Raw genomic sequence first — 23,283 nt, 5'->3', positions numbered from 1 at the left:
AGGAGGACCCGATGGACGTGTCCTGCGCGTTTCCCACCGCACTGGACTCACCGGACAACATCGCGCTCGCGGAGGAGCTCGGCTACCACCGCGCGTGGCTCTACGACACGCCCCAGCAGAGCCCGGACGTGTGGATGATGCTCGCACTGGCCGCCGAGCGCACCGAGCGCATCGGGCTGGGGCCGGGCGTGCTCGTGCCGAGCCTGCGGCACCCGATGGTCAACGCGGCGGCGACGGCCGCCCTCACGGCGCTCGCGCCCGGCCGCGTCGCGGTCGCCTTCGGCACCGGGTTCACCGGGCGCCGCGCGATGGGCTACGGCGCGGTTCCCTGGTCGTACATGGATTCCTACATCCGCGCCTACCGCGCGCTGCTGAGGGGCGAGACCATCGAGTGGGAGGGCGCGCGGATGCGGATGCTGCATCCGGAAGGGCACGCGCCGTCGCGGCCCGTCGAGGTCCCGGTGCTCGTCGGCGCGCTGGGACCCAAGGGCGCCAAGGTCGCGCGGGAGCTCGGCGACGGGCTGTACGCGACGTTGAGCACCCCGGAGTTCATGAGCGAACACCCCTGGGTGGCCTATCTCGCGTGGGGGACCGTGCTCGACGAGGACGAGGCGCCCGACTCCGACCACGCGAGGGAGACGGCCGGCCCCGGCTGGGCCCTGTCGCTGCACGGCGCCTACGAGTTCGGCGGCCCGGATGCCGTGCGCGCACTGCCCGGCGGGCAGGAATGGCTCGACGCACTGGAGGCGGAGCCGCCGGAGCAGCGCCACCTGTCCGTCCACAGCGGACACTGCGTCGAGCTCAACGCGGCGGACACCGCGGCGTGGCGGGCCGGCGGGAGCGTGACGCTGCGGGACGTCACGCTCAGCGGCACCCGCGCCGAGATCCGCCGCAAACTGGACGAGTTCCAGGCGCTCGGCGTCACCGAGATCGTCTTCCAGCCGTGTGGTTCCGATGTGCGCGCGGAACTGGAACACTTCCTCGAAGCCGCAGACCCAGTACTTGCCGGAGGTGCGTGATGAGCCGGGAGATCCAGACGGTCGTCGACGGGCTTTCGTTCCTGGAGTGCCCCCGCTGGCACGAGGGGCGGATCTGGTTCGCCGACTTCTACACCCACCGCGTGTACTCCGCCACGGAGGACGGCGGTGATCTCCGCGTCGAGGCCGAGGTCGAAGGGCAGCCGTCCGGGCTGGGCTGGCTGCCGGACGGGCGGCTCCTGGTCGTCTCGATGCGGGACGCGCGCCTGCTCCGCCGTGAACCCGACGGCAGCCTCGTCACCCACGCCGACCTGTCCAGCCACGTCAAGGGCTATCCCAACGACATGGTCGTCGACGCGCGCGGGCGGGCGTTCGTGGGCGAGTTCGGGTTCGACCTGATGGGCGGCGCCCCGCTGGAGACCGCGGCGTTGCTGCGGGCCGATCCGGACGGCACCGTCACCACGGTCGCCGAGGACGTGTGGTTCCCCAACGGCAGCGTGCTGACCGACGACGGGGTGCTCCTGGTCTGCGAGACCTTCGGCAACCGCGTCAGCGCCTTCGACGTCACCGACGACGGCGACCTCGTCAACCGCCGCACGTGGGCGAAGTTCGGCGAGCTGCCGACCGACCGGAACCTGGAGCCGCTGTTCGCCCAGGTGGTCGTCGCGCCGGACGGCTGCTGCCTCGACGCCGAAGGCGCGCTGTGGGTCGCCGACGCCACCGGCAACCGCGTGCTGCGGGTGCGGGAGGGCGGCGAGGTCAGCGAGGAGATCTCGCCCGGCACCGGGGCTTTCGCGTGCATGCTCGGTGGGGAGGACGGGCGCACGTTGTTCGTGTGCGCCGCGCCCGACTTCCACGAGGACGCCCGCACCCGGGAACGGGAGGGCACCCTGCGCGCGGTGCGCGTGGAAAGCCCGCACGCCGGGCGGCCCTGACCTCAGCCCCGCTCGACGAGCGCAAGCGGGCGGATGGGCGCTCCCGTGGCCCCGACGACGGGCAGCGGAGCGCCGACGAACAAGAACTCCCGCGCGCCCGTCTCCGCCAGCGGCTCGAGGTTGAGCACCTCGATGAGGTTGATCCCGTGCTCGTGCAGGAGGATCCGGTGCACCGGCAGCCGCGCGAGCCCGGCGCCGGCGGGGATGTGCTCCAGCGCGATCGTGTCGGCGCCGACAGCCGCGACCCCGGCGGCGGCCAGCTGCTCCGCGCCGTCGGCGGTGAGCCCGGGCACCCCGCTCTCGCCGCCGACGTAGGCGCTGGCGTCCTCCCACAGCTGGGCCCAGCCCGTCCGGATCAACACGACGTCGCCCTCGCGGATGTCGCTGTCCGCCAGGTCTTCGGCCGTGACGGGTTCCCCGGGCGCGAGCCGCGCGACCCCGCGCCGGGCCGGGACGTCGACGAGCACGCCGCGGCACACCAGCGGCGCGACCTCGTCGATCCCGTGGCTGCGGTACCGCCCGTTCTCCACGACGGCCGGGGCCCCGCCGTGAAACCGGCCGTCCACCGCCACGTGCGACAACGCGTCCATGTGCGTGCCGACGTGACCGCCCAGCACGAGCAGCTCGTGCGCACCCGTCATCCCGTCCGGCCTCGCCACGTCACCGTGGCGGCGGGCCAGTGCCAGGTGGAAACCGGGGTGGGTGGGCGAACACGGCATACCGTCGCGAAGGGGCTGGGCCAGGTCCACGACCCGAGGCCGGGCGGCGGCGAGCGCGTCGAGCAGGGAGGGGCTCACCTGAGGTCCTTTCCGCGGGTTTCGGGCATCGTCGCGATCACCACGGCCGACACGAGCAGCAGCAGGACCAGGTACCCGGTGTACGACGAGCGCCCGAGGTTCGCGCCGATCCACGTCTGCAGGTACGGCGCCGTGCCACCGAACAGCGCCACGGCCACCGAGTACGGTACCGCCAGCCCGACGGCGCGGATGCGGGTCGGGAACATCTCCGCGTAGACCGCGGGCAGGATCGACACCCCGGCCGAGATGAACACCGCCGCCAGCGCCATCCCCGCGAACAGCCGCCACGCGCTGTCCTGCGCGAGCAGCTGCACCGGGTAGAGCGTGACCGCGCCGCCGACGGTCGAGATCAGCAGCACGGGTTTGCGGCCGATGCGGTCGGAAAGCGCGCCCCAGAACGGCATCACGGCGATCAGCAGCACGGCCGACGCCACCCCGGCCCACAGCGCGCCGGTGGAGGACACGTGGAGCGTGCTGATGGCGTACGCGGGCGCGGCGACCACCCACGAGTAGTAGACGACGGTGAAGCCGACCGACAGGCCGATGACCCGCACCGCCTCCTTGCGGTGCGCGACGAGCTGCGGCCACAGCCTGGGCCGCTCGGCGCCCGCCTGCGTGAAGGCCTCCGTCTCGGCCATCTTCCGTCGCATGTAGACGGCCACCAGGCCGAACACACCGCCGAGCAGGAACGGGATGCGCCAGCCGAACGAGTGCATCTGCCCGGACGTCAGCGTCAGTGTGAGCACCAGCCCCAGTAGCACGCCGACGGTGTTGCCGAACACGCTGGCGATGTAGATGAGGCTGGACCACTTCCCGCGCCGGGCGGCGGGCGCGATCTCCGACAGGTAGGTCTGCGCCGACGGCAGCTCGCCGCCACACGCGAGGCCCTGCACCACGCGGGCGAGGAGCAGGATCAGCGACGCCCACGCGCCGACACTGGCGTAGGTCGGGGCGATCCCGATGACGAAGCTCGCGGCGGCGATCGTCGCGACCGTCGCCGACATGGTGACGCGCCGTCCGATCCGGTCCGCGAGCCAGCCGAACAGGAAACCGCCGACCGGGCGGGCGATGAAGCCGACCGCGAACACCGCGAGGCTCGACAGCACGGCGGAAAACTGGTCGCCCTGCGAGAAGAACTGCGTCGCGAAAAACGGCACGAAGATCGCGTAGATCCCCCAGTCGTACCACTCCAGCGCGTGCCCGAGCGCGGTCCCGACGAGCTGGGACGTGCGCCGCGTCGCGGGTGCCTGCTGCTGTTGGGCGGTGTCGGTCATCGTTGGCCTCCGGAAGGGGTGAGGAGCCGGCGCCGGGCCAGCTCGGTCAGCAGGGCGGCGCCGTCTCCGACGACGGAGTCGTCGAAGACGGCACGCGGGCTGTGGTTGTACGGCGCCTTGTCCGGGTCGGCTCCCGGCGGCAGCGCGCCCAGCGCGAGGAAGCAGCCGGGCACCTCCCGCAGGACGCGGGAGAAGTCCTCGGCGCCGGTGAACGGGTCGGCCAAGGGGGCGTAGCGCTCGTCGCCGAACGTCTCGGCCACCACCTCACGGGCGAACGCGGCCTCCTCGTCGTCGTTGATCGTGGGCGGGCGGCCCTCGGTGTAGTCCGCCTCGGCGGTCACGCCGTGCGCCTCCGCGATACCGGACACCACGCGCAGCGCCGTCTCCCGCATCCGCCGCCCCGACTCCTCGGAGAAGGTGCGGATGGTGGCCTCGAAGGCCGCGGTGTCGGGGATGACGTTGCTGCGCGTGCCCGCCCGCAGCACCCCGACCGTCAGCACCACCGGGTCGAACACGTCGAACCGGCGCGTCACGGCGGTCTGCAGCGCGGTGACCATCTCCGCGAGGACGGGCACCGGGTCCTTCGCCTGGTGTGGCGCCGAACCGTGGCCGCCTTCGCCGTGCACGGTGACGGTCAGCGTCGCGGACGCCGCGAGCATCACCCCGGGACGGGTGGAAAACCGCCCCGCGGGGCCGAGGTTGGAGAACACGTGCAGCCCGTACGCGGCGTCGGCGCGTCGTCCCGCGGCGTCGAGGACGCCTTCGCGGATCATCGTGCGCGCGCCTTCCCAGCCCTCCTCGCCGGGCTGGAACATGAACACGACGTCGCCGCCGAGCCGGTCCCGCCGGGCGGAGAGGAGGTGGGCGGCGCCCACGAGCATCGCGGTGTGCAGGTCGTGCCCGCACCCGTGCATCGCACCGTCCACTTCGGACGCGAACGCCAGCCCGGTCTCCTCCTGTACCGGCAGCGCGTCCATGTCGCCCCGCAGCAGCACCACGCCGTCCCCGCGGCCCCGCAGCACCGCGGTGACCGACGTGCAGTCGCGGCCGGTCGTGATCTCCAGCGGCAGCCCGTCGAGTGCCCGCAGCACCCGCTCCTGCGTGCGCGGCAGGTGCAGGCCGACCTCCGGTTCCCGGTGCAGGGCCCGCCGGAGCCCGACGAGCTCGCCCGCCAGCTCCCGCGCGTCCGCCACCACCGACATCCCGGTCCTCCTCACTCGCTCGAACTTTCGGCAGAGTGTGGGTGTCGTTAGAGTCGATCGGGCGGAAAACTTTCGATTCGCGCACCGAAGCCCGGTTCTGAGGAGGATTCGTGCATCCGGAGGCGTTGACGGAACTCGACCTCGAACTGCTGCACGGGCTGCAGATCGCGCCGCGCGTCAGCTGGGCCGAGGCCGCGCGCATCCTGGGTTCGACACCCGCGACGCTCGCCGCCCGGTGGGCGCGGCTGCGGCGCGAGGGGCTGGCGTGGGTCACCGCGCACCGGGGCGGCGACTACCGGCGCGTGGTACTGGCGCTGGTCGAGGTCGACTGCCTGCCGGGCGCCCGCGCCGACGTCGTCGAGGCGATCTGCGCCGACCCGAGAGCGGCGACGGTCGAGGAGTCGACCAGGGGCCGGGACCTGCTGCTCACCACCATCACCCGCGACCTCGCCGGGCTGACCGAGTTCGTGCTCGACGACCTGGGTTCGGTGCCCGGGGTCGAGCGGCAGCGCACCTCCGTGATCACCACGATGCACCGCGACGGCGGCGACTGGCGGCTGGGCGCGCTCGACCCCGGGCAGGTGGCGGCGTTCGAAGCGGCGGCCAGGGCGATGCGGCCGGTGCCCGGGGTGACGCCGCCCGCCGACGCCGGACCGCTGATCGAGGTGCTCGCCGCCGACGGGCGCGCCACCGCCGCGGACTGCGCCCGCGCGACGGGGCGCAACCCGGCGACGGTGCGGCGGCAGCTCGGCCGCCTGCTCGCTTCGGGGGTCCTGACGTTCCGGTGCGAGGTGGCGCAGTCGGTGTCCGGTCACCCGGTCAGCAGCACCTGGACGGTGGCGGTGTCCCCGGCGGACCAGGAGCGCACGGTCGCCGCGCTCGTGACGCTGCCGGAACTGCGGATGTGCGCCTCGATCACCGGGGACGCCACCCTCGCCTTCACGGTGTGGACCCGTTCGCTGGCCGACCTGACCCGGCTTGAGCAGCTGGTCGGGGAACGCCTGCCGTGGCTGTCCATCCGGGACAGCGGGATCAACCTGCGCACCCCGAAACGCATGGGCTGGCTCCTCGACGCCGAGGGCCGCGCCACCGGGAAGGTCGTGACGCCGTTGTGAGTCAGTTCTTGAACGTGGCCACCACGTCGAGCGTGCGTGCCTGCTCCTCGGGCGAACCGAGCGGGATCACGACGAGGTCGGTGGTGCCCGCGTCGCGGAAGCGGGCGATCGCTTCCCCGACCGCGGCTTCGTTTCCCAGCACCGTGGCGTCCGCCGGGCTGGACAGGCCGGCGCGGGCGAGGGAAGCGCGGTAGGCGGGCAGCTCCCCGACACCGCCGAAGTCCGCGGCGAGGCGCTCCCGCACCCGGTCCGGCTCGTCGGTCACCGAGACCACCACCCCGACGACGATGCGGGCGCCCGCCGGCAGGCTGGGGACGACGTGGTCGCTGATGACCTCCGGGGTCACCCAGGTCGAGACCACGCCCTCGGTCAGCTCGCCCGCGAGCGCGAGCATGCGCGGGCCGAGCGCGGCCATCAGCACTGGGGGAGCGGGGGCCTCGACGTTCAGTCGCGTGTGGACGGTGAAGTACTCGCCCTCGTGGTCGACCTGTTCACCTCGCAGTAGCGGGCGCAGGACGGTGAGGTACTCGCGCGTGTGCCGCAGTGGGGAGGCGTAGGACAGGCCCAGCTGGCCCTGCACGTACCACTCGTGCCCGGCGCCGACGCCCAGCACCAGGCCCCCGCCCGTGGCGGCCTGCAAGGTCAGCGCTTCGGCGGCGAGCGTCGCCGGGTGGCGGGGGTAGGTGAGCGCGACCGCGGTGCCGATCTCACGCGGGCGCTCGCGGAACCCCGTCAGCGTGACGAACGGGTCCCATCCGCCCGGGAGCTGGTTGGTCCAGAAGCTGTCGAAGCCGCGCCGCGCGGCGTCGGCGGCGCCGGCCGCGAAGTCGCCCGGCGTGGCGGAGTTGATCGTGCTCGTACCGATTCGCATGGCTCCATCCCAATACGCGGGACCGCCGCGAACCAGCCTCGACTAGAGTCGGCAGCAATCACTTTTTGTGATCGTGGAGGGGTCGTGGAGCTGCGCACGCTGCGGTACTTCGTCGTGGTCGCGGAGGAACTGCACTTCGGCCGTGCCGCCGAGCGGCTGCGGATCGTGCAGGCGGCGGTGAGCCAGCAGATCGCGCGGCTCGAACGCGAGCTGGGCGTGCGGCTGTTCGACCGCTCCGCCCGCCGGGTCCGGCTCACCCCCGCCGGGGAGCGCGTGCTGGCGGCGGCGCGGGAAACCCTCGCGGCCGCGGCGCGGGTCCGCGTGGTGGCCGCGGAATCGGCGGCCAGGGTGCGGATCGGGGTGACCTCCGGGCTGACCGCACGCCTGGAGCGGGGCGTCGCCGCGCTGCGCGGCGAGTCGCCGACCGGTGAGGTCGTGCTGGTGGACCTGCCGGTGCCCGCGCGGCTCAACGCCGTGCGCAACGGCGAACTGGACCTGGCGCTGGTGCACGGTGCGGTCGTCCCCGACGGGTTCCAGGTGGTGCGCGCGTGGTCCGAACCACTGCGGGTCGCGGTCGCGAGGGACCATCCGCTCGCGGACCGGAGCGCCGTGACCCTCGCGGACCTCGACCCCGCGGCGCTGCGGCTGCCCGCGCGAGCGCAGGACCCCCCGCTGTACGACGCGGTCATGTCGGCCCTGCGGCAGGCGGGCGTGAATCCGCCGGGCAGGGTCGCCGCCGGGAGCGTGCTCAGCGTGCTGGTCGACGTCGGCGCCCGCGCCGGGGCCTGGACGCTGCTGCCCGCCGAGCAACTGGCCGCACTCGCGTCACGCCGCGTGCGGGCCGTGCCGCTCGAACCGCCGCTGGAGATCGACGGTCACCTCGTCGTCTCACTGTCCACACCGGACTTCTGCGTCGGCTCGTTCATGGCCGCTTTCACCGACGCGCCAGAGCTTCGCGCCAGTACCGCGTGACGGACCGCCGCAGCCGTTCCGTGTCGACGGACTCGGGGGAGAGGAACCGCTGCAGCGCGATTCCGCGCAACTGCCCGACGACGGCGATCGCCACGTCGTCCGGTTCGGCGTCGGCGCGGATGGTGCCCTCGGCGAGCCCGGCGGCGACCTCCTCACGCAGGTCGGCGCGGAACGCCTCGTCCCGCTCGCGGAAGATCGGTGCGAGTTCCGGTGTCGTGGCCGCTTCCGCCCACAGCAGGAGGAACGCCCGGTTGAACGAGTCGAGCCTGCCGAGCGCGCCGATGTAGCCGTCGATCAGCTTCAGCAGCCGCTCCAGCCCGGGGGGCAGGTCGGCGAGACCGGGCACGAACCCGGCCTGCGCGGCGCGCGCCAGGCGCTCGACCAGCACCTGCTTGGCGCCGAAGTGGTGCGTCACGAGGCCGCGGCTGTAGCCGGCGCGTTCGCTCACGCGGGCCAGCGTCAGCGAGCGCACCCCCTGTTCGACGACCAGTTCGGCGGCGGCGCGGAGCAGGGCGTTCTCGGCCTGCTCGCGGCGTTCCTGCTGCGTTCGGCGGGAGGTGGTCATGGCCGTGAGTCTACAACATACTTGCCAGCTGACCAACAAGTGTGCCACGGTGGGAGGGATCCCGAATCGGAGGCTTTCCATGATCGAAGTCGAAGAACACGCACTGGACACGCTGCTGGCGGAGGACCCCGGCGGCCCGGTCGTGATGCTCAACCTGCTGCGCTTCCGGCCCGGCGGGCGCGAAAGCTACCGGCGGTACGCCGAGTCGCTCGGCCCGGAGATCAACGCGCGCTACGGCGTCGAGGTCGCCTACCTCGGCGACGGCGGGCGGCCCCTCGTCGCCGAGGACGGGCAGGCGTGGGACATGGTGCTGCTGGTGCGGTACCCGAGCAGGCAGGCGTTCGCCGCGATGCTCCGCGACCCGGAGTACCAGGCGGTGGCTCACTTCCGGTCGGAGGCGCTGGCCGAGTCGGTGCTGCAGCCGACCGTGCCGCGCGGCGAGGTGGTGGTCTGATGCCCGCGGTGTTCGTGCACGGCAACCCGGAAACCGCGGCGGTGTGGGAGCCGCTGCTGGCCGAGCTCGGGCGCGACGACGTCGTGTGCCTGTCCCCGCCGGGGTTCGGCGCGCCGCTGCCCGAGGGCTTCGGCGCGACCGTCGGGGACTACCGGGACTGGCTGATCGCGGAGCTGTCCCGGTTCACGGAGCCGGTGGACCTGGTGGGGCACGACTGGGGCGGGCACCACGTGCTGGGCGCGGTGATGAGCCGTCCCGATCTCGTGCGCAGCTGGGTCAGCGACACGGCGGGCGGGCTCGAGCCGGACTACGAGTGGCACGAGCTGGCGCGGCGCTGGCAGACACCGGGGGTGGGCGAGGCGGATGTGGCCGAGCGGTTCGGCGCCCCGTTCGCGGAGCGGGTCGAGCTGCTGGTCGGGCGCGGGATGAGCGAGGCCGTGGCGAAGCGGCTCGCGGAGGGGATGAACGAGGAGATGGGCCGCGCGGTGCTGGCGTTGTACCGTTCCGCGGCGCAGCCGGTGATGGCCGAGCTGGGCCGTGACCTGGAACGGGCGGCGCAACGCCCGGGTCTGGTGGTGCTGGCGACCGAGGACCAGGTCGTGGGCACAGAGGAGCAGCGGCGACGCGCGGCCCGGCGGGCGGGCGCCCACGTGGCGACGCTGGAAGGGCTGGGGCACTGGTGGCTGGCCCAGGATCCGGCACGTAGTGCCGCCGCGATCGCGGAGTTCTGGGCGGGTTTGGGGTGACTGCGGGCGGTATGGCCCAAGGCCCGGCCTGAGTGCGGCCAGCGTGGCCCGGCGGGCGGGCGCCCGCGTGGCGAGGCTGGGAGGTCTAGGCCACTGGTGGCTGGCCCAGGACCCGGCGCGCGCTGCGGCCGCGATCGCGGAGTTCTGGGCGGGTTTGGGGTGACTGCGGCAGCTTGCCCAAGACCCGGCTCGCGGTGCTGCCGCGATCGGCCATCGGCTCGGCGCTGATGGCTTGCCTAGGATCCGGCGCGTGCGGCCGCGGGCGCGGAGTTGGGCCTGGGGCCAGGTCACCAGCTCGCCCCAGGGCCTGTCCCGAGATCCTGGGCGAGCCGGGGGTGAGCCGTCGGTGTGGCCGCGCCGTCTGCACCGACGGCTGCGGGTTCAGCAGCCGTGGAAGCGCTTGTCTGCCGACCAGCCGGTGTTGGCCCACGTCGGCGCGCTCGCCGGCGTGAAGCCGGGGAACAGCTTTGCCAGCTCGCCCAGCAGCCAGCTGGTGAAGCGCGCCGCACCCTGTGGGCACGTGTGGATCCCGTCCGAGCTGCGGTCGGCCTTGCCGTCCCGCTGCTGCTGGTACTCGCCGCCCCACACGGCGCTCGCGTCGAGCACCGTGGCCTTGCCCCCGGCCGCGACCGCCTGCGCGACGGACGTCGTCCGCGTCAGATCCGCCATGTGCGGCTCGTAAAACTCGCCCGGCTGGATCGGCGGCATGGTGACGAACACGAGCTTCGCCCCCACGCCCGTGACGGTCGTCAGCAGCTTTTCGTACGCCGCCTGCTGTTCCTGCGCGCTGCCCCAGTCGTAGGTGGTGATCTGGTAGACCACGACGTCCGGTTTCGCCCCCGTGATCTGCCCCGGCAGCTCGGCCCAGTTCTTGTCGGAGAACGGGCCGACGACGTTGCCGCCACCGTCGGCCGCGATGGACGTGAACCCGGTGCCGCTGGCCTTCAGCGCCGCACCCAGCGGCAGCGCCTCGCCCTCCGCGATCGAGTCGCCGAGCCAGAGCACTTTGGACAGTCCGGCGGCGTGGGCACCGGTCGTCGTGGACTCGCCCGCCGCACAGGCGGTGCCCAGCAGGAGCAACCCGGCAAGGCCGAGCGTGAGGAGGAGTTTTCTGCTCATGGCCGCCACGGTGCCGTCGTGGCGTCCCACGGGTTCCGCCGTCGTGTCCCGGTTGTGTCGCAGGAACCCGGCGCCTGCCGCACGGCGCGCGGGGGTCGTCGATACTGGCCCCGTGGCGGCGATCCTGCTCATCGAAGACGACCCACTGGTCCGGCGGGGGCTCCAGCTCGCGTTGTCCCGGCACGGCCACGACGTGCACACCGCCGAGACCGGCGAGGACGGGCTTCGCGCACTCCGCGAGACCCCGGCGGACCTGGTGGTGCTGGACCTGATGCTGCCCGGCATCGACGGGATCGAGGTGTGCCGCCGCATCCGGGCCGACGGCGAGGTGCCGGTGATCATGCTGACCGCCCGCGGCGACGACTACGACGTCGTCGGCGGTCTCGCGGCGGGGGCGGACGACTACGTGGTCAAGCCCGCGCAGCCGACCGTGCTGGACGCCCGGATCCGGGCCGTGCTGCGCCGCAGCGCGGGCGCCTCCGACGGCGTGCGGACCTTCGGCGCGCTGCGCGTCGACACCACCGCGCTCACCGTGTCGCTGAGCGGTGAGCCGGTGCCGCTGACACCAACGGAACTGCGGTTGCTGCTGACGCTTTCCCGCGCCCCCGGCCGGGTCTTCACGCGTCAGCAGCTGCTGGAGGAGGTCTGGGAGCACGACTACCTCGGCGACTCACGGCTCGTCGACAACTGCGTGCAGCGGCTGCGCGCGAAGATCGAGACCGACCCGGCCGCTCCCGTCTACGTCCAGACCGTGCGGGGTTTCGGCTACCGCTTCGGGCCGGTATGAGACGGCTGTGGCCACGCGGGCTGCGTGCCCGGCTGCTGGTCGCGTTCACGCTGGTCACCGTGCTCGGCGCCGCCGCGGCGGCCTGGTCGAGCGCGGGCTCGGCGAGCTCGTCGCTGGTCGAGTCCACCCAGCGGCGCCTCACCGAGACCATCGCCGGGCAGATCACCGCCATCGCGCCCGAGCTGACCTACCCGCCCGACCAGGAGGCGCTCGACCGGCTCCGCGGCGCCGTCGGCGACGACGCCCTGGTCACCTACGGAACGGCGGCTTCCGCCTCGGGGTCCGAAGTCCCCCTCCTCACCCCCGAGCTGCGTGCCGCCGTGCGGTCGCGGGCGCGGCTCGTCACGCAGCGCATCACCGCCGAGGGCAGACCGTGGCTCCTCGTGGGCATGCCCGTCGTGATCACCGCGCCGGACGGCAAGCGCACGCCCTCCGGCGTCGAGGTGTACGCCGTGCGCGACCTCTCCGCCGTCGAACAGCAGGTCGGCGACCTCACCCGGACCGCGGGGATCACCACGGCGCTGACGCTGCCGGTCACGGCGCTGCTGGCCCTGCTGGCGGCCCGCGGCGTGCTGCGCCCGGTCCGCAGGCTCCGCGACACCGCGCGCCGGCTCGCGGCGGGCGACCTCGGCGCCCGCTCGGAACCCAGGGGAGCCGACGAGCTGGCCGAGCTGACCGTGACGATCAACGAGATGGCGGAGTCGGTGCAGACGTCGATGGCCGCGATGCGGCAGATGCAGGCCGACGCCCGGCGGTTCGCCGCCGACGTGTCCCACGAGCTGCGCACCCCGCTGAGCACGCTGACCGCGGTGATGGAGGTGCTGTCGGCCGCGGCGGACGGCATGGAGCCGGACGCCAGGGAGTCCGCGCGGCTGGCGATCACCGAGACCGCGCGGCTGGTGCGCCTCGTCGAGGACCTCATGGAGGTCTCGCGCTTCGACGCCGGTACCGCACAACTGCACTTGGAGGACGTGGACGTGCCCACCGCGGTACGGGACTGCCTGCGTGCCAGGGGCTGGCTCGGGCGGGTCGAACTCGACGCCCCGGCGGCGGCCGTGCTGCGGCTGGACCGGCGGCGCCTGGACGTCATCGTCGCCAACCTCGTCGGCAACGCCCTGCGGCACGGCGCGCCACCGGTGCGCGTGCGCGTCCGGGTGTCCGAAGAGGACTTGTCGGTGGTCGTCACCGACCACGGGCCGGGGTTGCCGCGGGAGGTGCTGCCGCACGTGTTCGACCGCTTCTACAAGGCCGACGCGGCACGCACCCGCACCCCGGGCAGCGGGCTGGGGCTGGCGATCGCGCGGGAGAACGCCCAGCTGCACGGCGGTGAGCTCACGGCGGGCAACGACGAAGGCGGCGGGGCGCGGTTCGTGCTGCGCCTGCCCCGCGAGGAGGCGCGATGAGGGGGATCCTGCTGGTGGTGCTGCTGCTCCTCGCCGGGTGCGGGGTGCGGCCCTCCGGCGTGACCGATGCCGGTGACGCGCCGACCGGCCTCGCGCCCGGGGTCACGCTGTACTTCGTCGACGGCACCGGCGCGCTCCGGCCGCAGCTGCGCGGCAGCGGGCACCTCGGCTCGGTGACCGAGGCGGTGTCCCTGCTGCTGACCGGGCCCGGTTCCGGCGGGGACCGGCTGCACACGGAGATCCAGGCCCATGGGATGACGCGGGTCATCGTGACGACCGTGCCGGAGGCGCTGCGGATCATCCTGCCGCTGGACCCGCAGGACGTGACCCCGCGGGGAGCGGACCAGATCGTCTGCACGGCGCTCGGCGTGCACGTCCAAAGCGGGGGGTCCAGGCGGACGGCGGTGCAGCTCGGCTTCGTCCACCCCGCCCCGGGCTCGGAGGCACCGCGGCACTGCCCGCTGATCACGTGAGGCCGGTGAGGTCGACGACCGGGGGAGGGGGCGCCGGCACGGCCAGCCACAGGATCGCGAGCGAGAGCATGACACCGGTGAAGGCGTACACCCCGCGCCGTCCCCTCGCCCACCGCGCCCGGAAGCGGACCGGGTCTTCGACCAGGTACTTCGACAACGCGGCGAGCGTGATCGACACCGCGAACACCAGGAGCGTCCGCTCGGGGGAGAGCAGCACGATCACCGGCCAGTGCCACAGGTACAGGCTGTAGGACACCGAGCCCAGCCACCGCAACGGTTTCCAGGCCAGTACCGTCGCGACCCGGCCGTGCGGGGCCGCCGCGCAGAGCCCGATGAGGGCGGACGCGGTGAGCGAGTAGGCGAACAGCCCGCCGGTGAACAGCCACTGCGAGTGCATCCCGTCGGCGAGCGCCCACACCACCGCGACGGCCGCCGCCGGGAGCAGCTGCACCGCGCCCGGCAGCCGTGAAAGCGCTTTCCGCACGGGTGCGGTCGCGGCCAGCGCGCCCAGCAGCAGCGAGAACGCGCGGGTGTCGGTGCCGGTGTAGACCCGCGTCGGATCGGCGGGGTCGGCGAGCACGGCCATCAGCACCACCGACGCCACGGAGATCACCACCGCCGCGAGTGCGACGCGGGCGTGCACGCGGCGGCCGGACCGGGCGATGAGCAGCACGAGCACCGGCCACACGAGGTAGAACTGCTCCTCGACGGCGATGCTCCACAGGTGCTCGAACACCCGGCCGGGCCCGAAGCGGTCCCAGTAGCTCGCGGATTCGGCGAGCAGGTGCCAGTTGACGAGGTTCGCCTGCACCCACGGCCCGTCCGCGAGCGTGGTCCGCACGAGATCGGGCTCGCCCGCCAGCCGGACGACGACCGTGACCACGGCGAGCACGAGCGCGAGCGCGGGCAGCAGGCGGCGGACCCGGCGGCCCCAGAAGGCGGCGAGCGACACGGTCCCGGTCGCGCCGGCCTCCCGCAGCAGGAGGTCCGTGATCAGGTAGCCGGAGAGGGCGAAGAACAGGTCCACGCCGAGGAACCCGCCGGGCAGGTGACCGGTGTGGAACAGCAGCACCCCGAGGATGGCGACCCCGCGCAGCCCGTCCAGCGCGGGCAGGTGCGCCTTCCGGGCGGCCGTCCGCGGCGGGGAGGCGAGTCGATCAGCCGGATCCATGCCGGCGAGCGTGCCGGGCGGGTGTCCCCGCGCCGCCCGCGCCAGGTCGCGGTTCTGTCGCAGGCGGGGTGACCGGACAGGCAGTTCACCTGGCCGTCACGGGAAGTCTGCCCCGCCTGTTCGGACAGGCGCGTTAGGGTCGGCGGTGACGATGATCGAATCCGTTGCGTGTGCAACCGAACCGACGGGGGCCGCGTTCCGTCCCACCATCGTCTGGACCACTTGACCAGGGGAGCTGGCGTACATGAGCGGCGGGTACACCGCGAGCACCGACGCGATGGCGACGGCGTCGAAGACCATCAGCCGGCTGGCGGAGGACCTGCCGGAGAACAACTCGGACATGCAGACCACGGTGCTGAACGCCGCCGGGTTCGGCAGGGCGCACGGCGATCACGCCACCAAGTACACCGCCGGCGTGCAGAAGCTGTGGGAGTCGCTGACCGGCTACGGCACGACGCTCGGCAGCTTCGGCGCCAACATCGGCTCCAGCGGGCAGGCCTACGGGCAGAACGAGTACACCCAGTCCGGGGCGATCGGGAACGCGGGGACCCTCTGATGGCGCACACGTGGGAAGAGGTCAAGGCGCTGCTGGACGACCCGGCCGTGCCGCCGGGCAACAAGACCTCGCTGATCAGCAGCTGGTTCGCCGAGCACGGCACCGACCCGTCGGAGGACGAGGTCCGGAAGTACCTCAACGCCTACAACGGGTTCCCGTTCTTCGCCCAGCCCCTCGACGACACCTTCGACGAGGCGAAGAAGCAGGGTGACCAGGCGGGCTACAACAGCAACCAGGAACAGAAGGCCGTCAACGACGGGAAGACCCAGCTCGAGGACAAGCACGAACCCGCCACCGGGGGAGGCGGCACCAAGACCTCCGACGAGATCTTCGACGCGGCGGCGCCCGCGCTGAAGGTGTTCGAGACGTTCGGGTCGCTGCTGGCGAAGATCCCGGACGACTGCCGGGGCAACACGCGGCCACTGGACCTGGACAAGGACATCAGGAGCCGCTTCGACGAGCAGCGCGGCATCAACTTCCAGGGTTTCGTCGCCGACGCCGAGCACTTCAAGACCGGGTCGCAGTCGGTCGACCAGACGGCCAAGGACACGGGCACCGCGCTGAGCACGCTGTTCCAGACGTGGAGCGGTGCCGGTGCCGACGCCGCCTCCGACCACTACAACGAGAAGATCCAGCCCAAGGCCGTCAAGCTGGCGCAGACGCTGGAGGCCGCGAGCGAGGCGACGATGACCGCGGCCAACACGGTCTTCCAGCTGTGCAAGGGCAAGGCCAACGCCGTCGTCGAGCTGTACACCAACCAGGTGGGCAAGGCCGACTACCAGCTGGCCCAGAAGGTCATCGCGGTCGCCAACGGGGAGCACGGCAGCAAGGACGACCTGGCGCAGATCGCCGGGTGGATGGACCTGAACTTCGGCACGAACCTCGTCGAGACCCTCAACGACGACGGCTGCTGCGACGACGACGACATCGAGGCCCACGGCAAGGACCTGGCCAAGCAGTGGATCCAGAAGCAGTTCAACCCCGAGATGTGGGACGTCATCTACGCGGGCTTCGACAAGACGTGCAAGAACACGCTGGAGCTGGTCAACCAGGCCTACACCACGCTCGATGAGTTCATGGGCAAGGTGCAGAACGAGTTCGGCACGGGCGAGACGCCCGGGAGCACGGGTTCCGGTGGCGCCGGGACCGGCGGTGGTGCCGGTGGCCCGGGCGGCAGCGGGAGTTCGTACACCGGCCCCGGGAACGGCGGCTACGGCGGCGGTTCGGGCTCGGGTTACGGGGGCGGCTCCGGCTCGGGTTACGGCGGCTCGGGTTCGGGTTACGGCGGCGGCTCGGGCGACGGCAGCGGCTCGGGTTACGGCGCGGGTGAGGGCTACGGCGGCCCGGGCGGCTCGGGCGAGGGCAGTGGCTCCGGCGGCGGCTCCGGCTACGGCGGTGGTTCGGGCGGCGGCTACGGAGGCGGGTCCGGCTCCGGTTCGGGCAGCGGGTCCGGCTCCGGTGGCGGCGCTCCCGTGCCGAACATCCCGCCGCTCGATACGGGCGGCAGCTCCTACCAAGGTGCCCCCATCCAGACCGACCCGAGCGACGCCGGCGGCTCGGGCGACTCAGGCGGTTCGGGCGGAGGAGCCTCCGTCCCGAACATCCCGCCTCCCGGTTCCACCTCGGGCGGTGGCTCGGGTTCGGGTGGTGGCGTTTCGGTGCCGAACATCCCGCCCCTGGACACCAGCGGCTTCCAGAGCGGCAGCCCGGGCAAGACGGGTGGCGGCTCGGGCGGTGGCGCTTCGGTGCCGAACATCCCCCCGCTGGACACCGGCGGTGGTTTCCAGGACGGCGAGCCGATCAAGACCGATCCGGGCACGGGGGGTTCGGGTGTCTCCCTGCCCGACATCCCGTCGTCGACCGGTGGCGGTTCGGGCGGCGGCGCCTCGATGCCGAACATCCCGCCCCTGGACACGGGCAGCGGGTTCCAGGACGGTGACCCGATCAAGACGGACTCCGGCGCGGGTGGCGGTTCGGGTTCCGGCGGCGGCGCCTCCATCCCGGACATCCCGTCGCTGGACACGGGCAGCGGGTTCCAGGACGGCGACCCGATCAAGACCGACCCCGGCGACACCCTCGGCGGTACCGACAGCCTCGACGGCGAGAACGGTTTCAAGGGCGGCGACGGCGACTCCGGCGACGAGGACCTCGACCACCTCAAGGTCGAGCAGGGCGGCAAGACCTTCGAGATGACCGAGCCCGACTCCGAGGGGAAGATGGAGATCACCGTCGACGACGGCTCCGGCACCCCCAAGGACTTCAAGCTCGACTGGCCCGAGGACGGCACCGGCGGCACGGACGGCGCCGACAGCGGCGGCGACGCTGACGGCAAGGGTGCCGACGGGGTCTACCGCCCCGGACCCGACGGCAAGATCCACATCCAGGACGGTGACCTCAAGATCACCGCGGAGCGCCCCGACGGTCCCGACGGCCCGACCGTCGTCACCGTCGACGACGGGAAGGGCGAGCCGACGACCTACACCCTGGGTGAGGAGCACAGCGGCCGGTCGCCGCTGCACGACGTGGCCTCGCAGCTGGCCCCGGGTGCGGAGCTGCCCGACGAAAGCCACGCGTCCGTGCCCGGCTTCCACGCTCCCGAGCTGCCCGACCTCCCGGCCGGCGACGGCGCCGTGCCCGACCTGCCCGACACCGACTTCTCCGGTGGCGGCGGTGGCGGCGCGGTGCCCGACCTGCCCGACACGGACTTTTCCGGCGGTGGCGGGGGTGGCGGGGGCGCCGTGCCCGACCTGCCCGCCGCCGACCTCGGCGGCGTCACGCCGGCGACCGGCGAGACCGTGTCGCTGGCGGCGGGTGCCCAGACCGGCATCGCCGTCGGCGCGCACCCCGGGGACCCCGCGGGGCTCGGCGTCCAGGCCGGGGCCACTCCCGCCGGCGTGGCAGGCCAGCCCGCCACGGGCATGAGCGGCATGCCGATGGGCGGCATGGGGGCCATGGGCGCCGGCGGCGGCGGTGGCGAGAACACCGAGCGCAGCTCGCGGGCGTACCGGATCGACGGCGGTATCTTCGACGGCGGCGAGAAACCGGGGCCCCGCATCATCGGTTCGCTGGACGAGGACGAGGAAAAGCCCGCCAAGCGCCGGCGCGGCTGAGCGGATCGAGGAGGAGCAGATGGTCACCGACGACGTCCAGCGGCTGAAGGCGGCGATGGCCGGCCTGGTCCGCGAGCAGGCCGACCGGCACGCGCTGCACCAGCGGCAGGCCGTGGAGATCAAGGCCGAGGCACACGAGTACATGACGAAGCAGGCCCAGGCCGCCGAGCGCTACCTCCAGCACCGGCGGGAGCTGGGGCGGCGCGAGGCCGAGGAGGAGCGCCCGGATTCGGTGCAGGAGCTGGACTTCGAGCCCGAGGGCTTCGCGGAGTCCGAGGCCGACGAGGAAACTGTCCCGCCGCCGCCCCCGCCCGCCCCGCCCGCGCCGCCGCAGGCGGCACCGCCCCCGCCGCCGCCCGCCCCGGTTCCACGCCGCAGCACCCGCGCCAGGGCGAGCGAACTCGACGAGGATGACGACGACGACTTCCTCAACAACCGGTGGCGCGACGAATGACCCCGCAGCCGTTCACCCGCCGCACCTCGGAAGAGGAGCTGTCGGACCTGCGTGCCCGCCTCCGCGCGACTCGCTGGCCCGACGCGCCCGAGGACGCCGGGTGGACGCTGGGCGCGGACGTCGCCTACCTGCGTGAGCTGGCCGGGTACTGGGCCGACGGGTTCGACTGGCCGGCGCGGGAGGCGGAACTCGCCGCGCTGCCGCGGTTCCGCGTCCGGCTGGGCGGATTAGGTATCCACTTCGTGCACGCCAGGGCGGTCGCGCCGGCCGGGCCCGCGCTGCCGCTGGTGCTGGCGCACGGCTGGCCGGACTCGTTCTGGCGCTACACCAAGGTGATCCCGCTGCTGACCGATCCCGGCGCGCACGGCGGCGACCCGGCCGACGCGTTCGACGTGGTGGTGCCGGACATGCCGGGTTTCGGCTACTCCGACCACCCGCCGCGCCCGCTGGATTCGATCGCCGTCGCCGGGTTGTGGGCCGAGCTCATGACCGTGCTGGGGTACGAGCGGTTCGGCGCGGCGGGCGGGGACGTCGGCAGCGCGGTCAGCCGTTTCCTGGCGCTCGACCACCCGGACCGCGTCGTGGCGGTGCACCGCGTCGACGCGGGACTGCCGGTGTACCAAGGGGATCCGGCGGATCTGGCGCCGGAGGAGCGCGCGTTCCTGGAGGCCGCCGCGGCGTGGGGCGGCGCGGAGGGCGCGTATGCCGCGATGCACCGGACGAAGCCGCAGACCGCGGCTGTGGGCCTCACCGATTCCCCGGCCGGGCTGGCCGCGTGGATCGTGGAGAAACTGCGGTCGTGGAGCGACTGCGGTGGCGACGTGGAACGCAGGTACACCAAGGACGAGATCCTCACGAACGTGATGCTCTACTGGCTGACGGGCACGATCGGCTCGTCGATGCGCATGTACCACGCGAACGCCGCGATCCCGCTCGAACAGCACGCCCGGCGCGTCGAGGTCCCGTCCGGTTTCTCCGTGTTCCCCGGCGATCTCGTCCGCCCGCCCCGAGCGTGGCTCGAGCGCGTCGCGAACGTCGTGCACTTCAGGGAAATGCCGCGCGGCGGCCACTTCGCGCCGTTCGAGGAACCGGAGCTGTACGTGGAGGAACTGCGGGAGTTCTTCCGCCCGTACCGGAACCGCCCTCAGGTCAGGTGATCGAAGTCCCCGCGGGTCCAGGCTATGTGGCGGTCCGCGGAGCGGCGGACGACGGCACGCGCGTCCGCGTCGATGCGGTTCTCGAAGTTGCCGTAGACGCGGTCGAACGCGAACTGCTCGACGTGCCGGGTCACGCGTTCGACCACTCCCGGGGACAACGGGATCCGGTTCGGGTAGCTGCGCATGAAGCTGACCGAGCTGCGGTCGGGGTTCGGGAACAAGGTGTCCCCGCTCAGCAGCACGCCCCGGCCACCGGCCCCGGCCGCCCAGTGCGCGACCGCGCTGCCGGGGAAGTGCCCGCCGACCTGGCTCAGCGTCACGCCCGGCAGGACCTCCTCCGTGCCCTTCCACAGCCGGATCACCGGATCGGGCCTCGCGATCCACTCCGCGTCCGCCTCGGTCACGAGCACCGGCACGCCTCCCAGGCGCCTGCTCCACTCGACCTGCACGCCGAACATGTGCGGGTGGCTCGCCGCGATGGCGACGACCTCGCCCAGTTCACGCACGCGCCGCACGGCGTCGTCGTCGAGGTAGCCCAGCGGGTCCCACAGCAGTGAGCCCGCCGGGGTGCGCACCAGCTTGCTCTGCTGCCCGATGCCCGCCTTCGGTGTGCTCGACACCCCGAACAGGTCCGGCTCCAGCTCGACGACCTCGGTGCGGTAGCCGCTCCCGGCCAGTTCCTCGAGCGTGGTCCAGTGCTGCCCGTCGGCAGGCACCCACTGGCGCTCGTCGGCGCAGATGGCGCACACGTCGATCCGCTCGGCGTGCTCCACCGCGCAGGTGCCGCAGATCCAGAAGGTCATACCCGTTCCCCCGCGTCGCTCGTTTGCGCCACTTTAACCCGCAAGGCCACCGCGATGGCGACGACGGCGAACAGCGCCGCGACCGTCGCGCACCTCGGGGTCGCCGCACGCGCGACGGCCTGCAACTGCACGAGGGGCCCGGTGCGGTCGGCCGGCACCCGGTCGTAGAACGCGCCGCCAGGGCGTCCCGCCGCGGGCGAGCGCCTCCATCCCGCCCGCAGCCCGGCTCGCGCGAACTCCTCGGCCAGCTTCAGGAGCTGCTCGCATCGTCCCCTAAGCCTGCTACTTTCGTCGTACATATTGTCAACAATTTCGTTGGCGATTAGGGTGCTGGGCAGGCGCCACCCGTCCGCACGCGAAGAGGAAAAGCCTTGATCATCGACTGTCACGGCCACTACACGACCGCCCCGCCCGCGCTCGAGGCGTGGCGCAAGCAGCAGGTCGCCGCGCTGTCCGACCCCGGCACCACCGCGCCCGTGCGCGCGGACCTGCGGATCAGCGACGACGAGCTGCGCGAGACCATCGAAGCCAACCAGCTGCGGCTGATGGACGAGCGGGGCATCGACGTCACGATCTTCTCGCCGCGGGCCTCGTTCATGGCGCACCACATCGGCGGCTTCGAGACCTCCGCCGAGTGGGCCTCGATCTGCAACGAGCTGTGCTACCGCATCAGCACGCTGTACCCCGAGCGCTTCGTGCCCGCCGCGATGCTCCCGCAGTCACCCGGCGTCGACCCCGCCACGTGCATCCCCGAGCTGACCCGCTGCGTGGAGGAGTACGGTGCCGTCGCGCTCAACCTCAACCCGGACCCGTCCGGTGGGCACTGGACTGCACCGCCGCTGACCGACCGCCACTGGTACCCGATCTACGAGAAGATGGTCGAGTACGACGTGCCCGCGATGGTGCACGTCAGCACGAGCGTCAACCCGGCCTTCCACACCACGGGCGCGCACTACCTCAACGCCGACACCACCGCGTTCATGCAGCTCGTGCAGGGCGACCTGTTCGCGGACTTCCCGACGCTGAAGCTGATCATCCCGCACGGCGGCGGCGCGGTGCCCTACCACTGGGGCCGCTTCCGCGGGCTGGCGATGGCGCTGGGCAAGCCCGAGCTGGAGGAGCACGTGCTGAACAACGTCTTCTTCGACACCTGCGTCTACCACCAGCCCGGTTCGGACCTGCTGTTCGACGTCATCCCGGCCCGCAACATCCTGTTCGCCTCCGAGATGATCGGCGCGGTCCGCAGCGTCGACCCCCGGACCGGGCACTACTTCGACGACACCCGCCGCTACGCCGAGGCCTCGCCGAAACTGGCCGCGGATGACTGGGCCGCGATCCGGGAAACCAACGCCCGCACCGTGTACCCGCGGCTGGACGCCCTGCTGAAGGAACAAGGCCGGTGACCGCACCCAAGACACCCGGCTGGCTGGACTGGTACCCCAACCCGTCCAAGCCGGAGTTCGTGCTGCCGCCGGGGACCGTCGACGCGCATTGCCACGTCTTCGGCCCCCAGGCGGAGTTCCCGTTCGCGCCGGAACGCAAGTACACGCCCTGCGACGCGAGCAAGGACCAGCTGTTCGCGCTGCGCGACCACCTCGGCATCAGCCGGACCGTGATCGTGCAGGCCACCTGCCACGGCGCGGACAACTCCGCGATGCTCGACGCCGTGCGGGCCGCCGGGAACCGCGCCCGCGGGATCGCCACCGTCCGCCCCGACGTCAGCGAGGCCGAGCTGCGCAGGCTCGACGCGGCGGGCGTGCGCGGGGTGCGGTTCAACTTCGTGAAGCGGCTCGTGGACGCCTCGCCGAAGGAGGACCTGACCACGATCGCGGCGAAGGTCGCACCACTGGGCTGGCACATCGTGCTCTACTTCGAGGCCGCCGACCTGCCCGAGCTGGAAGGCTTCTTCAGCAGCCTGCCCACCCCGCTGGTGATCGACCACATGGGACGGCCGGACGTCACGAAACCCGTCGGGGGACCGGAGTTCAGCGGCTTCCTGCGGTTCGTCGGCAGCAACGACGTGTGGGTGAAGGTGAGCTGCCCCGAACGGCTCACCGTCACCGGACCCGCCGCGCTCGACGGGCAGCGCCACGCCTACACCGACGTCGTGCCGTTCGCGCGGCGCGTCGTGGCCGAGTTCGGAGACCGCGTCCTGTGGGGCACCGACTGGCCGCACCCGAACCTGAAGGACCACATGCCCGACGACGGGCTCCTCGTCGACTACGTGCCGACGATCGCAACCACGGCCGAGGAGCGGCACAAGCTGCTCGTCGGCAACCCGATGCGCCTGTACTGGCCCGGCGAAACCGCCTGAGGCCCCTCCTCCCTCCCCCGAAGGGCAT

At 72.7% G+C, this 23,283-nt stretch carries 24 protein-coding genes; 15 read left to right on the top strand and 9 right to left on the bottom strand.

Features of this window, described 5'->3' with window-relative positions:
* The first annotated feature begins 11 nt into the window (after nucleotides 1-11).
* Together ABFX51_RS33955 and ABFX51_RS33950 are read left to right on the top strand one after the other, a co-directional pair.
* Nucleotides 12-1,019 carry an LLM class flavin-dependent oxidoreductase gene (locus ABFX51_RS33955; protein WP_346056197.1) on the top strand — a complete coding sequence of 336 codons (1,008 nt, stop codon included), beginning with the start codon at nucleotides 12-14 and terminating at the stop codon, nucleotides 1,017-1,019.
* Complete coding sequence (locus ABFX51_RS33950) at nucleotides 1,019-1,912, top strand: SMP-30/gluconolactonase/LRE family protein (protein WP_346056196.1); 894 nt, start codon at nucleotides 1,019-1,021, stop codon at nucleotides 1,910-1,912. The genes ABFX51_RS33955 and ABFX51_RS33950 overlap by 1 nt, the downstream gene beginning before the upstream one ends.
* A 2-nt stretch (nucleotides 1,913-1,914) precedes the next feature.
* On the opposite strand, the gene ABFX51_RS33945 is transcribed toward ABFX51_RS33950, so the two are convergent.
* Genes ABFX51_RS33945 through ABFX51_RS33935 form a run of 3 tightly spaced genes read right to left on the bottom strand, consistent with a single transcriptional unit; the run spans nucleotide 1,915 to nucleotide 5,185 of the window.
* Nucleotides 1,915-2,709: a cyclase family protein gene (locus tag ABFX51_RS33945; protein WP_346056195.1), complete on the bottom strand. Its 795-nt coding sequence runs from the start codon at nucleotides 2,707-2,709 to the stop codon at nucleotides 1,915-1,917.
* Nucleotides 2,706-3,983, bottom strand: a complete 1,278-nt coding sequence (locus ABFX51_RS33940; RefSeq protein ID WP_091505547.1) for an MFS transporter — start codon at nucleotides 3,981-3,983, stop codon at nucleotides 2,706-2,708. Before ABFX51_RS33940 ends, ABFX51_RS33945 begins: the two co-directional genes overlap by 4 nt.
* Nucleotides 3,980-5,185: a M20 metallopeptidase family protein gene (locus ABFX51_RS33935; RefSeq protein WP_091505545.1), complete on the bottom strand. Its 1,206-nt coding sequence runs from the start codon at nucleotides 5,183-5,185 to the stop codon at nucleotides 3,980-3,982. The genes ABFX51_RS33940 and ABFX51_RS33935 overlap by 4 nt, the downstream gene beginning before the upstream one ends.
* A 110-nt stretch (nucleotides 5,186-5,295) precedes the next feature.
* Between ABFX51_RS33935 and ABFX51_RS33930 the strand changes: the two genes are divergently transcribed.
* Nucleotides 5,296-6,300: an Lrp/AsnC family transcriptional regulator gene (locus tag ABFX51_RS33930; RefSeq protein ID WP_346056194.1), complete on the top strand. Its 1,005-nt coding sequence runs from the start codon at nucleotides 5,296-5,298 to the stop codon at nucleotides 6,298-6,300.
* 1 nt (nucleotide 6,301) lies between these two features.
* On the opposite strand, the gene ABFX51_RS33925 is transcribed toward ABFX51_RS33930, so the two are convergent.
* Nucleotides 6,302-7,171 carry an LLM class flavin-dependent oxidoreductase gene (locus ABFX51_RS33925; protein WP_346056192.1) on the bottom strand — a complete coding sequence of 290 codons (870 nt, stop codon included), beginning with the start codon at nucleotides 7,169-7,171 and terminating at the stop codon, nucleotides 6,302-6,304.
* A gap of 84 nt (nucleotides 7,172-7,255) precedes the next feature.
* Between ABFX51_RS33925 and ABFX51_RS33920 the strand changes: the two genes are divergently transcribed.
* The gene (locus ABFX51_RS33920) at nucleotides 7,256-8,143 is read left to right on the top strand and encodes a LysR family transcriptional regulator (RefSeq protein WP_346056191.1); all 888 of its coding nucleotides are present in this window, start codon (nucleotides 7,256-7,258) and stop codon (nucleotides 8,141-8,143) included.
* On the opposite strand, the gene ABFX51_RS33915 is transcribed toward ABFX51_RS33920, so the two are convergent.
* A complete protein-coding gene (locus ABFX51_RS33915; RefSeq protein ID WP_346056190.1) occupies nucleotides 8,106-8,708 on the bottom strand; it encodes a TetR/AcrR family transcriptional regulator in 603 nt (200 codons plus the stop codon). The two genes, ABFX51_RS33920 and ABFX51_RS33915, sit on opposite strands and share 38 nt — an antisense overlap.
* 79 nt (nucleotides 8,709-8,787) lie before the next feature.
* Between ABFX51_RS33915 and ABFX51_RS33910 the strand changes: the two genes are divergently transcribed.
* Both ABFX51_RS33910 and ABFX51_RS33905 read left to right on the top strand, forming a co-directional pair.
* Nucleotides 8,788-9,162 carry a DUF1330 domain-containing protein gene (locus tag ABFX51_RS33910; protein WP_346056188.1) on the top strand — a complete coding sequence of 125 codons (375 nt, stop codon included), beginning with the start codon at nucleotides 8,788-8,790 and terminating at the stop codon, nucleotides 9,160-9,162.
* Nucleotides 9,162-9,908, top strand: a complete 747-nt coding sequence (locus tag ABFX51_RS33905; RefSeq protein WP_346056187.1) for an alpha/beta fold hydrolase — start codon at nucleotides 9,162-9,164, stop codon at nucleotides 9,906-9,908. Before ABFX51_RS33910 ends, ABFX51_RS33905 begins: the two co-directional genes overlap by 1 nt.
* Before the next feature lie 381 nt (nucleotides 9,909-10,289).
* Here ABFX51_RS33905 and ABFX51_RS33900 read toward each other — a convergent pair whose 3' ends face one another.
* Nucleotides 10,290-11,027: an SGNH/GDSL hydrolase family protein gene (locus ABFX51_RS33900; protein WP_177228630.1), complete on the bottom strand. Its 738-nt coding sequence runs from the start codon at nucleotides 11,025-11,027 to the stop codon at nucleotides 10,290-10,292.
* Between the two features lie 112 nt (nucleotides 11,028-11,139).
* Here ABFX51_RS33900 and ABFX51_RS33895 point away from each other — a divergent pair, with 112 nt between their 5' ends.
* The 3 genes from ABFX51_RS33895 to ABFX51_RS33885 are packed head-to-tail and all read left to right on the top strand — an operon-like array spanning nucleotide 11,140 to nucleotide 13,690.
* Nucleotides 11,140-11,814, top strand: coding sequence for a response regulator transcription factor (locus ABFX51_RS33895; protein WP_091505533.1), 675 nt, complete (start codon nucleotides 11,140-11,142; stop codon nucleotides 11,812-11,814).
* Nucleotides 11,811-13,217, top strand: a complete 1,407-nt coding sequence (locus tag ABFX51_RS33890) for a sensor histidine kinase (RefSeq protein ID WP_091505531.1) — start codon at nucleotides 11,811-11,813, stop codon at nucleotides 13,215-13,217. Before ABFX51_RS33895 ends, ABFX51_RS33890 begins: the two co-directional genes overlap by 4 nt.
* On the top strand, nucleotides 13,214-13,690 hold the full coding sequence (locus ABFX51_RS33885) for a hypothetical protein (RefSeq protein ID WP_346056186.1): 477 nt from the start codon (nucleotides 13,214-13,216) through the stop codon (nucleotides 13,688-13,690). The genes ABFX51_RS33890 and ABFX51_RS33885 overlap by 4 nt, the downstream gene beginning before the upstream one ends.
* Here ABFX51_RS33885 and ABFX51_RS33880 read toward each other — a convergent pair.
* Entirely contained in the window at nucleotides 13,683-14,861 is a 1,179-nt protein-coding gene (locus ABFX51_RS33880; protein ID WP_346056185.1) for an acyltransferase family protein, read from the bottom strand. The two genes, ABFX51_RS33885 and ABFX51_RS33880, sit on opposite strands and share 8 nt — an antisense overlap.
* A 244-nt stretch (nucleotides 14,862-15,105) precedes the next feature.
* On the opposite strand from ABFX51_RS33880, the gene ABFX51_RS33875 reads away from it, so the two are divergent.
* Genes ABFX51_RS33875 through ABFX51_RS33860 form a run of 4 tightly spaced genes read left to right on the top strand, consistent with a single transcriptional unit; the run spans nucleotide 15,106 to nucleotide 20,138 of the window.
* On the top strand, nucleotides 15,106-15,417 hold the full coding sequence (locus ABFX51_RS33875) for a hypothetical protein (protein ID WP_091505527.1): 312 nt from the start codon (nucleotides 15,106-15,108) through the stop codon (nucleotides 15,415-15,417).
* The gene (locus tag ABFX51_RS33870) at nucleotides 15,417-18,527 is read left to right on the top strand and encodes a WXG100 family type VII secretion target (protein ID WP_091505525.1); all 3,111 of its coding nucleotides are present in this window, start codon (nucleotides 15,417-15,419) and stop codon (nucleotides 18,525-18,527) included. The genes ABFX51_RS33875 and ABFX51_RS33870 overlap by 1 nt, the downstream gene beginning before the upstream one ends.
* 19 nt (nucleotides 18,528-18,546) lie before the next feature.
* Complete coding sequence (locus tag ABFX51_RS33865) at nucleotides 18,547-18,981, top strand: hypothetical protein (RefSeq protein WP_346056184.1); 435 nt, start codon at nucleotides 18,547-18,549, stop codon at nucleotides 18,979-18,981.
* Nucleotides 18,978-20,138 (top strand): epoxide hydrolase family protein, encoded by a 1,161-nt coding sequence (locus ABFX51_RS33860; protein ID WP_346056183.1) that lies wholly within the window; start codon nucleotides 18,978-18,980, stop codon nucleotides 20,136-20,138. Before ABFX51_RS33865 ends, ABFX51_RS33860 begins: the two co-directional genes overlap by 4 nt.
* On the opposite strand, the gene ABFX51_RS33855 is transcribed toward ABFX51_RS33860, so the two are convergent.
* Both ABFX51_RS33855 and ABFX51_RS33850 read right to left on the bottom strand, forming a co-directional pair.
* On the bottom strand, nucleotides 20,126-20,941 hold the full coding sequence (locus tag ABFX51_RS33855; protein WP_346056182.1) for an MBL fold metallo-hydrolase: 816 nt from the start codon (nucleotides 20,939-20,941) through the stop codon (nucleotides 20,126-20,128). The genes ABFX51_RS33860 and ABFX51_RS33855 overlap by 13 nt on opposite strands.
* Nucleotides 20,938-21,240: a hypothetical protein gene (locus ABFX51_RS33850; protein ID WP_346056181.1), complete on the bottom strand. Its 303-nt coding sequence runs from the start codon at nucleotides 21,238-21,240 to the stop codon at nucleotides 20,938-20,940. Before ABFX51_RS33850 ends, ABFX51_RS33855 begins: the two co-directional genes overlap by 4 nt.
* A gap of 72 nt (nucleotides 21,241-21,312) precedes the next feature.
* Between ABFX51_RS33850 and ABFX51_RS33845 the strand changes: the two genes are divergently transcribed.
* Entirely contained in the window at nucleotides 21,313-22,344 is a 1,032-nt protein-coding gene (locus tag ABFX51_RS33845; RefSeq protein WP_346056180.1) for an amidohydrolase family protein, read from the top strand.
* Nucleotides 22,341-23,255 carry an amidohydrolase family protein gene (locus tag ABFX51_RS33840; protein WP_346056179.1) on the top strand — a complete coding sequence of 305 codons (915 nt, stop codon included), beginning with the start codon at nucleotides 22,341-22,343 and terminating at the stop codon, nucleotides 23,253-23,255. The genes ABFX51_RS33845 and ABFX51_RS33840 overlap by 4 nt, the downstream gene beginning before the upstream one ends.
* The last annotated feature ends 28 nt before the right edge of the window (nucleotides 23,256-23,283 follow it).

It is taken from the genome of Amycolatopsis dongchuanensis, assembly GCF_039542405.1.
GTDB classification, from domain to species: Bacteria; Actinomycetota; Actinomycetes; order Mycobacteriales; family Pseudonocardiaceae; genus Amycolatopsis_E; species Amycolatopsis_E sacchari.
Note: the sequence above shows the minus strand (reverse complement) of the source record. Positions and strands in the feature narration are given on the sequence as shown.

Bases quoted from the DNA above. Each gene is read 5' to 3' on its own strand.
- ABFX51_RS33900 (WP_177228630.1), bottom strand. From the start codon at position 11,027: ATGAGCAGAAAACTCCTCCTCACGCTCGGCCTTGCCGGGTTGCTCCTG.
- ABFX51_RS33880 (WP_346056185.1), bottom strand. From the start codon at position 14,861: ATGGATCCGGCTGATCGACTCGCCTCCCCGCCGCGGACGGCCGCCCGG.
- ABFX51_RS33925 (WP_346056192.1), bottom strand. From the start codon at position 7,171: ATGCGAATCGGTACGAGCACGATCAACTCCGCCACGCCGGGCGACTTC.
- ABFX51_RS33915 (WP_346056190.1), bottom strand. From the start codon at position 8,708: ATGACCACCTCCCGCCGAACGCAGCAGGAACGCCGCGAGCAGGCCGAG.
- ABFX51_RS33910 (WP_346056188.1), top strand. From the start codon at position 8,788: ATGATCGAAGTCGAAGAACACGCACTGGACACGCTGCTGGCGGAGGAC.
- ABFX51_RS33935 (WP_091505545.1), bottom strand. From the start codon at position 5,185: ATGTCGGTGGTGGCGGACGCGCGGGAGCTGGCGGGCGAGCTCGTCGGG.
- ABFX51_RS33865 (WP_346056184.1), top strand. From the start codon at position 18,547: ATGGTCACCGACGACGTCCAGCGGCTGAAGGCGGCGATGGCCGGCCTG.
- ABFX51_RS33875 (WP_091505527.1), top strand. From the start codon at position 15,106: ATGAGCGGCGGGTACACCGCGAGCACCGACGCGATGGCGACGGCGTCG.
- ABFX51_RS33890 (WP_091505531.1), top strand. From the start codon at position 11,811: ATGAGACGGCTGTGGCCACGCGGGCTGCGTGCCCGGCTGCTGGTCGCG.
- ABFX51_RS33955 (WP_346056197.1), top strand. From the start codon at position 12: ATGGACGTGTCCTGCGCGTTTCCCACCGCACTGGACTCACCGGACAAC.
- ABFX51_RS33850 (WP_346056181.1), bottom strand. From the start codon at position 21,240: ATGTACGACGAAAGTAGCAGGCTTAGGGGACGATGCGAGCAGCTCCTG.
- ABFX51_RS33940 (WP_091505547.1), bottom strand. From the start codon at position 3,983: ATGACCGACACCGCCCAACAGCAGCAGGCACCCGCGACGCGGCGCACG.
- ABFX51_RS33950 (WP_346056196.1), top strand. From the start codon at position 1,019: ATGAGCCGGGAGATCCAGACGGTCGTCGACGGGCTTTCGTTCCTGGAG.
- ABFX51_RS33905 (WP_346056187.1), top strand. From the start codon at position 9,162: ATGCCCGCGGTGTTCGTGCACGGCAACCCGGAAACCGCGGCGGTGTGG.
- ABFX51_RS33860 (WP_346056183.1), top strand. From the start codon at position 18,978: ATGACCCCGCAGCCGTTCACCCGCCGCACCTCGGAAGAGGAGCTGTCG.
- ABFX51_RS33870 (WP_091505525.1), top strand. From the start codon at position 15,417: ATGGCGCACACGTGGGAAGAGGTCAAGGCGCTGCTGGACGACCCGGCC.
- ABFX51_RS33855 (WP_346056182.1), bottom strand. From the start codon at position 20,941: ATGACCTTCTGGATCTGCGGCACCTGCGCGGTGGAGCACGCCGAGCGG.
- ABFX51_RS33885 (WP_346056186.1), top strand. From the start codon at position 13,214: ATGAGGGGGATCCTGCTGGTGGTGCTGCTGCTCCTCGCCGGGTGCGGG.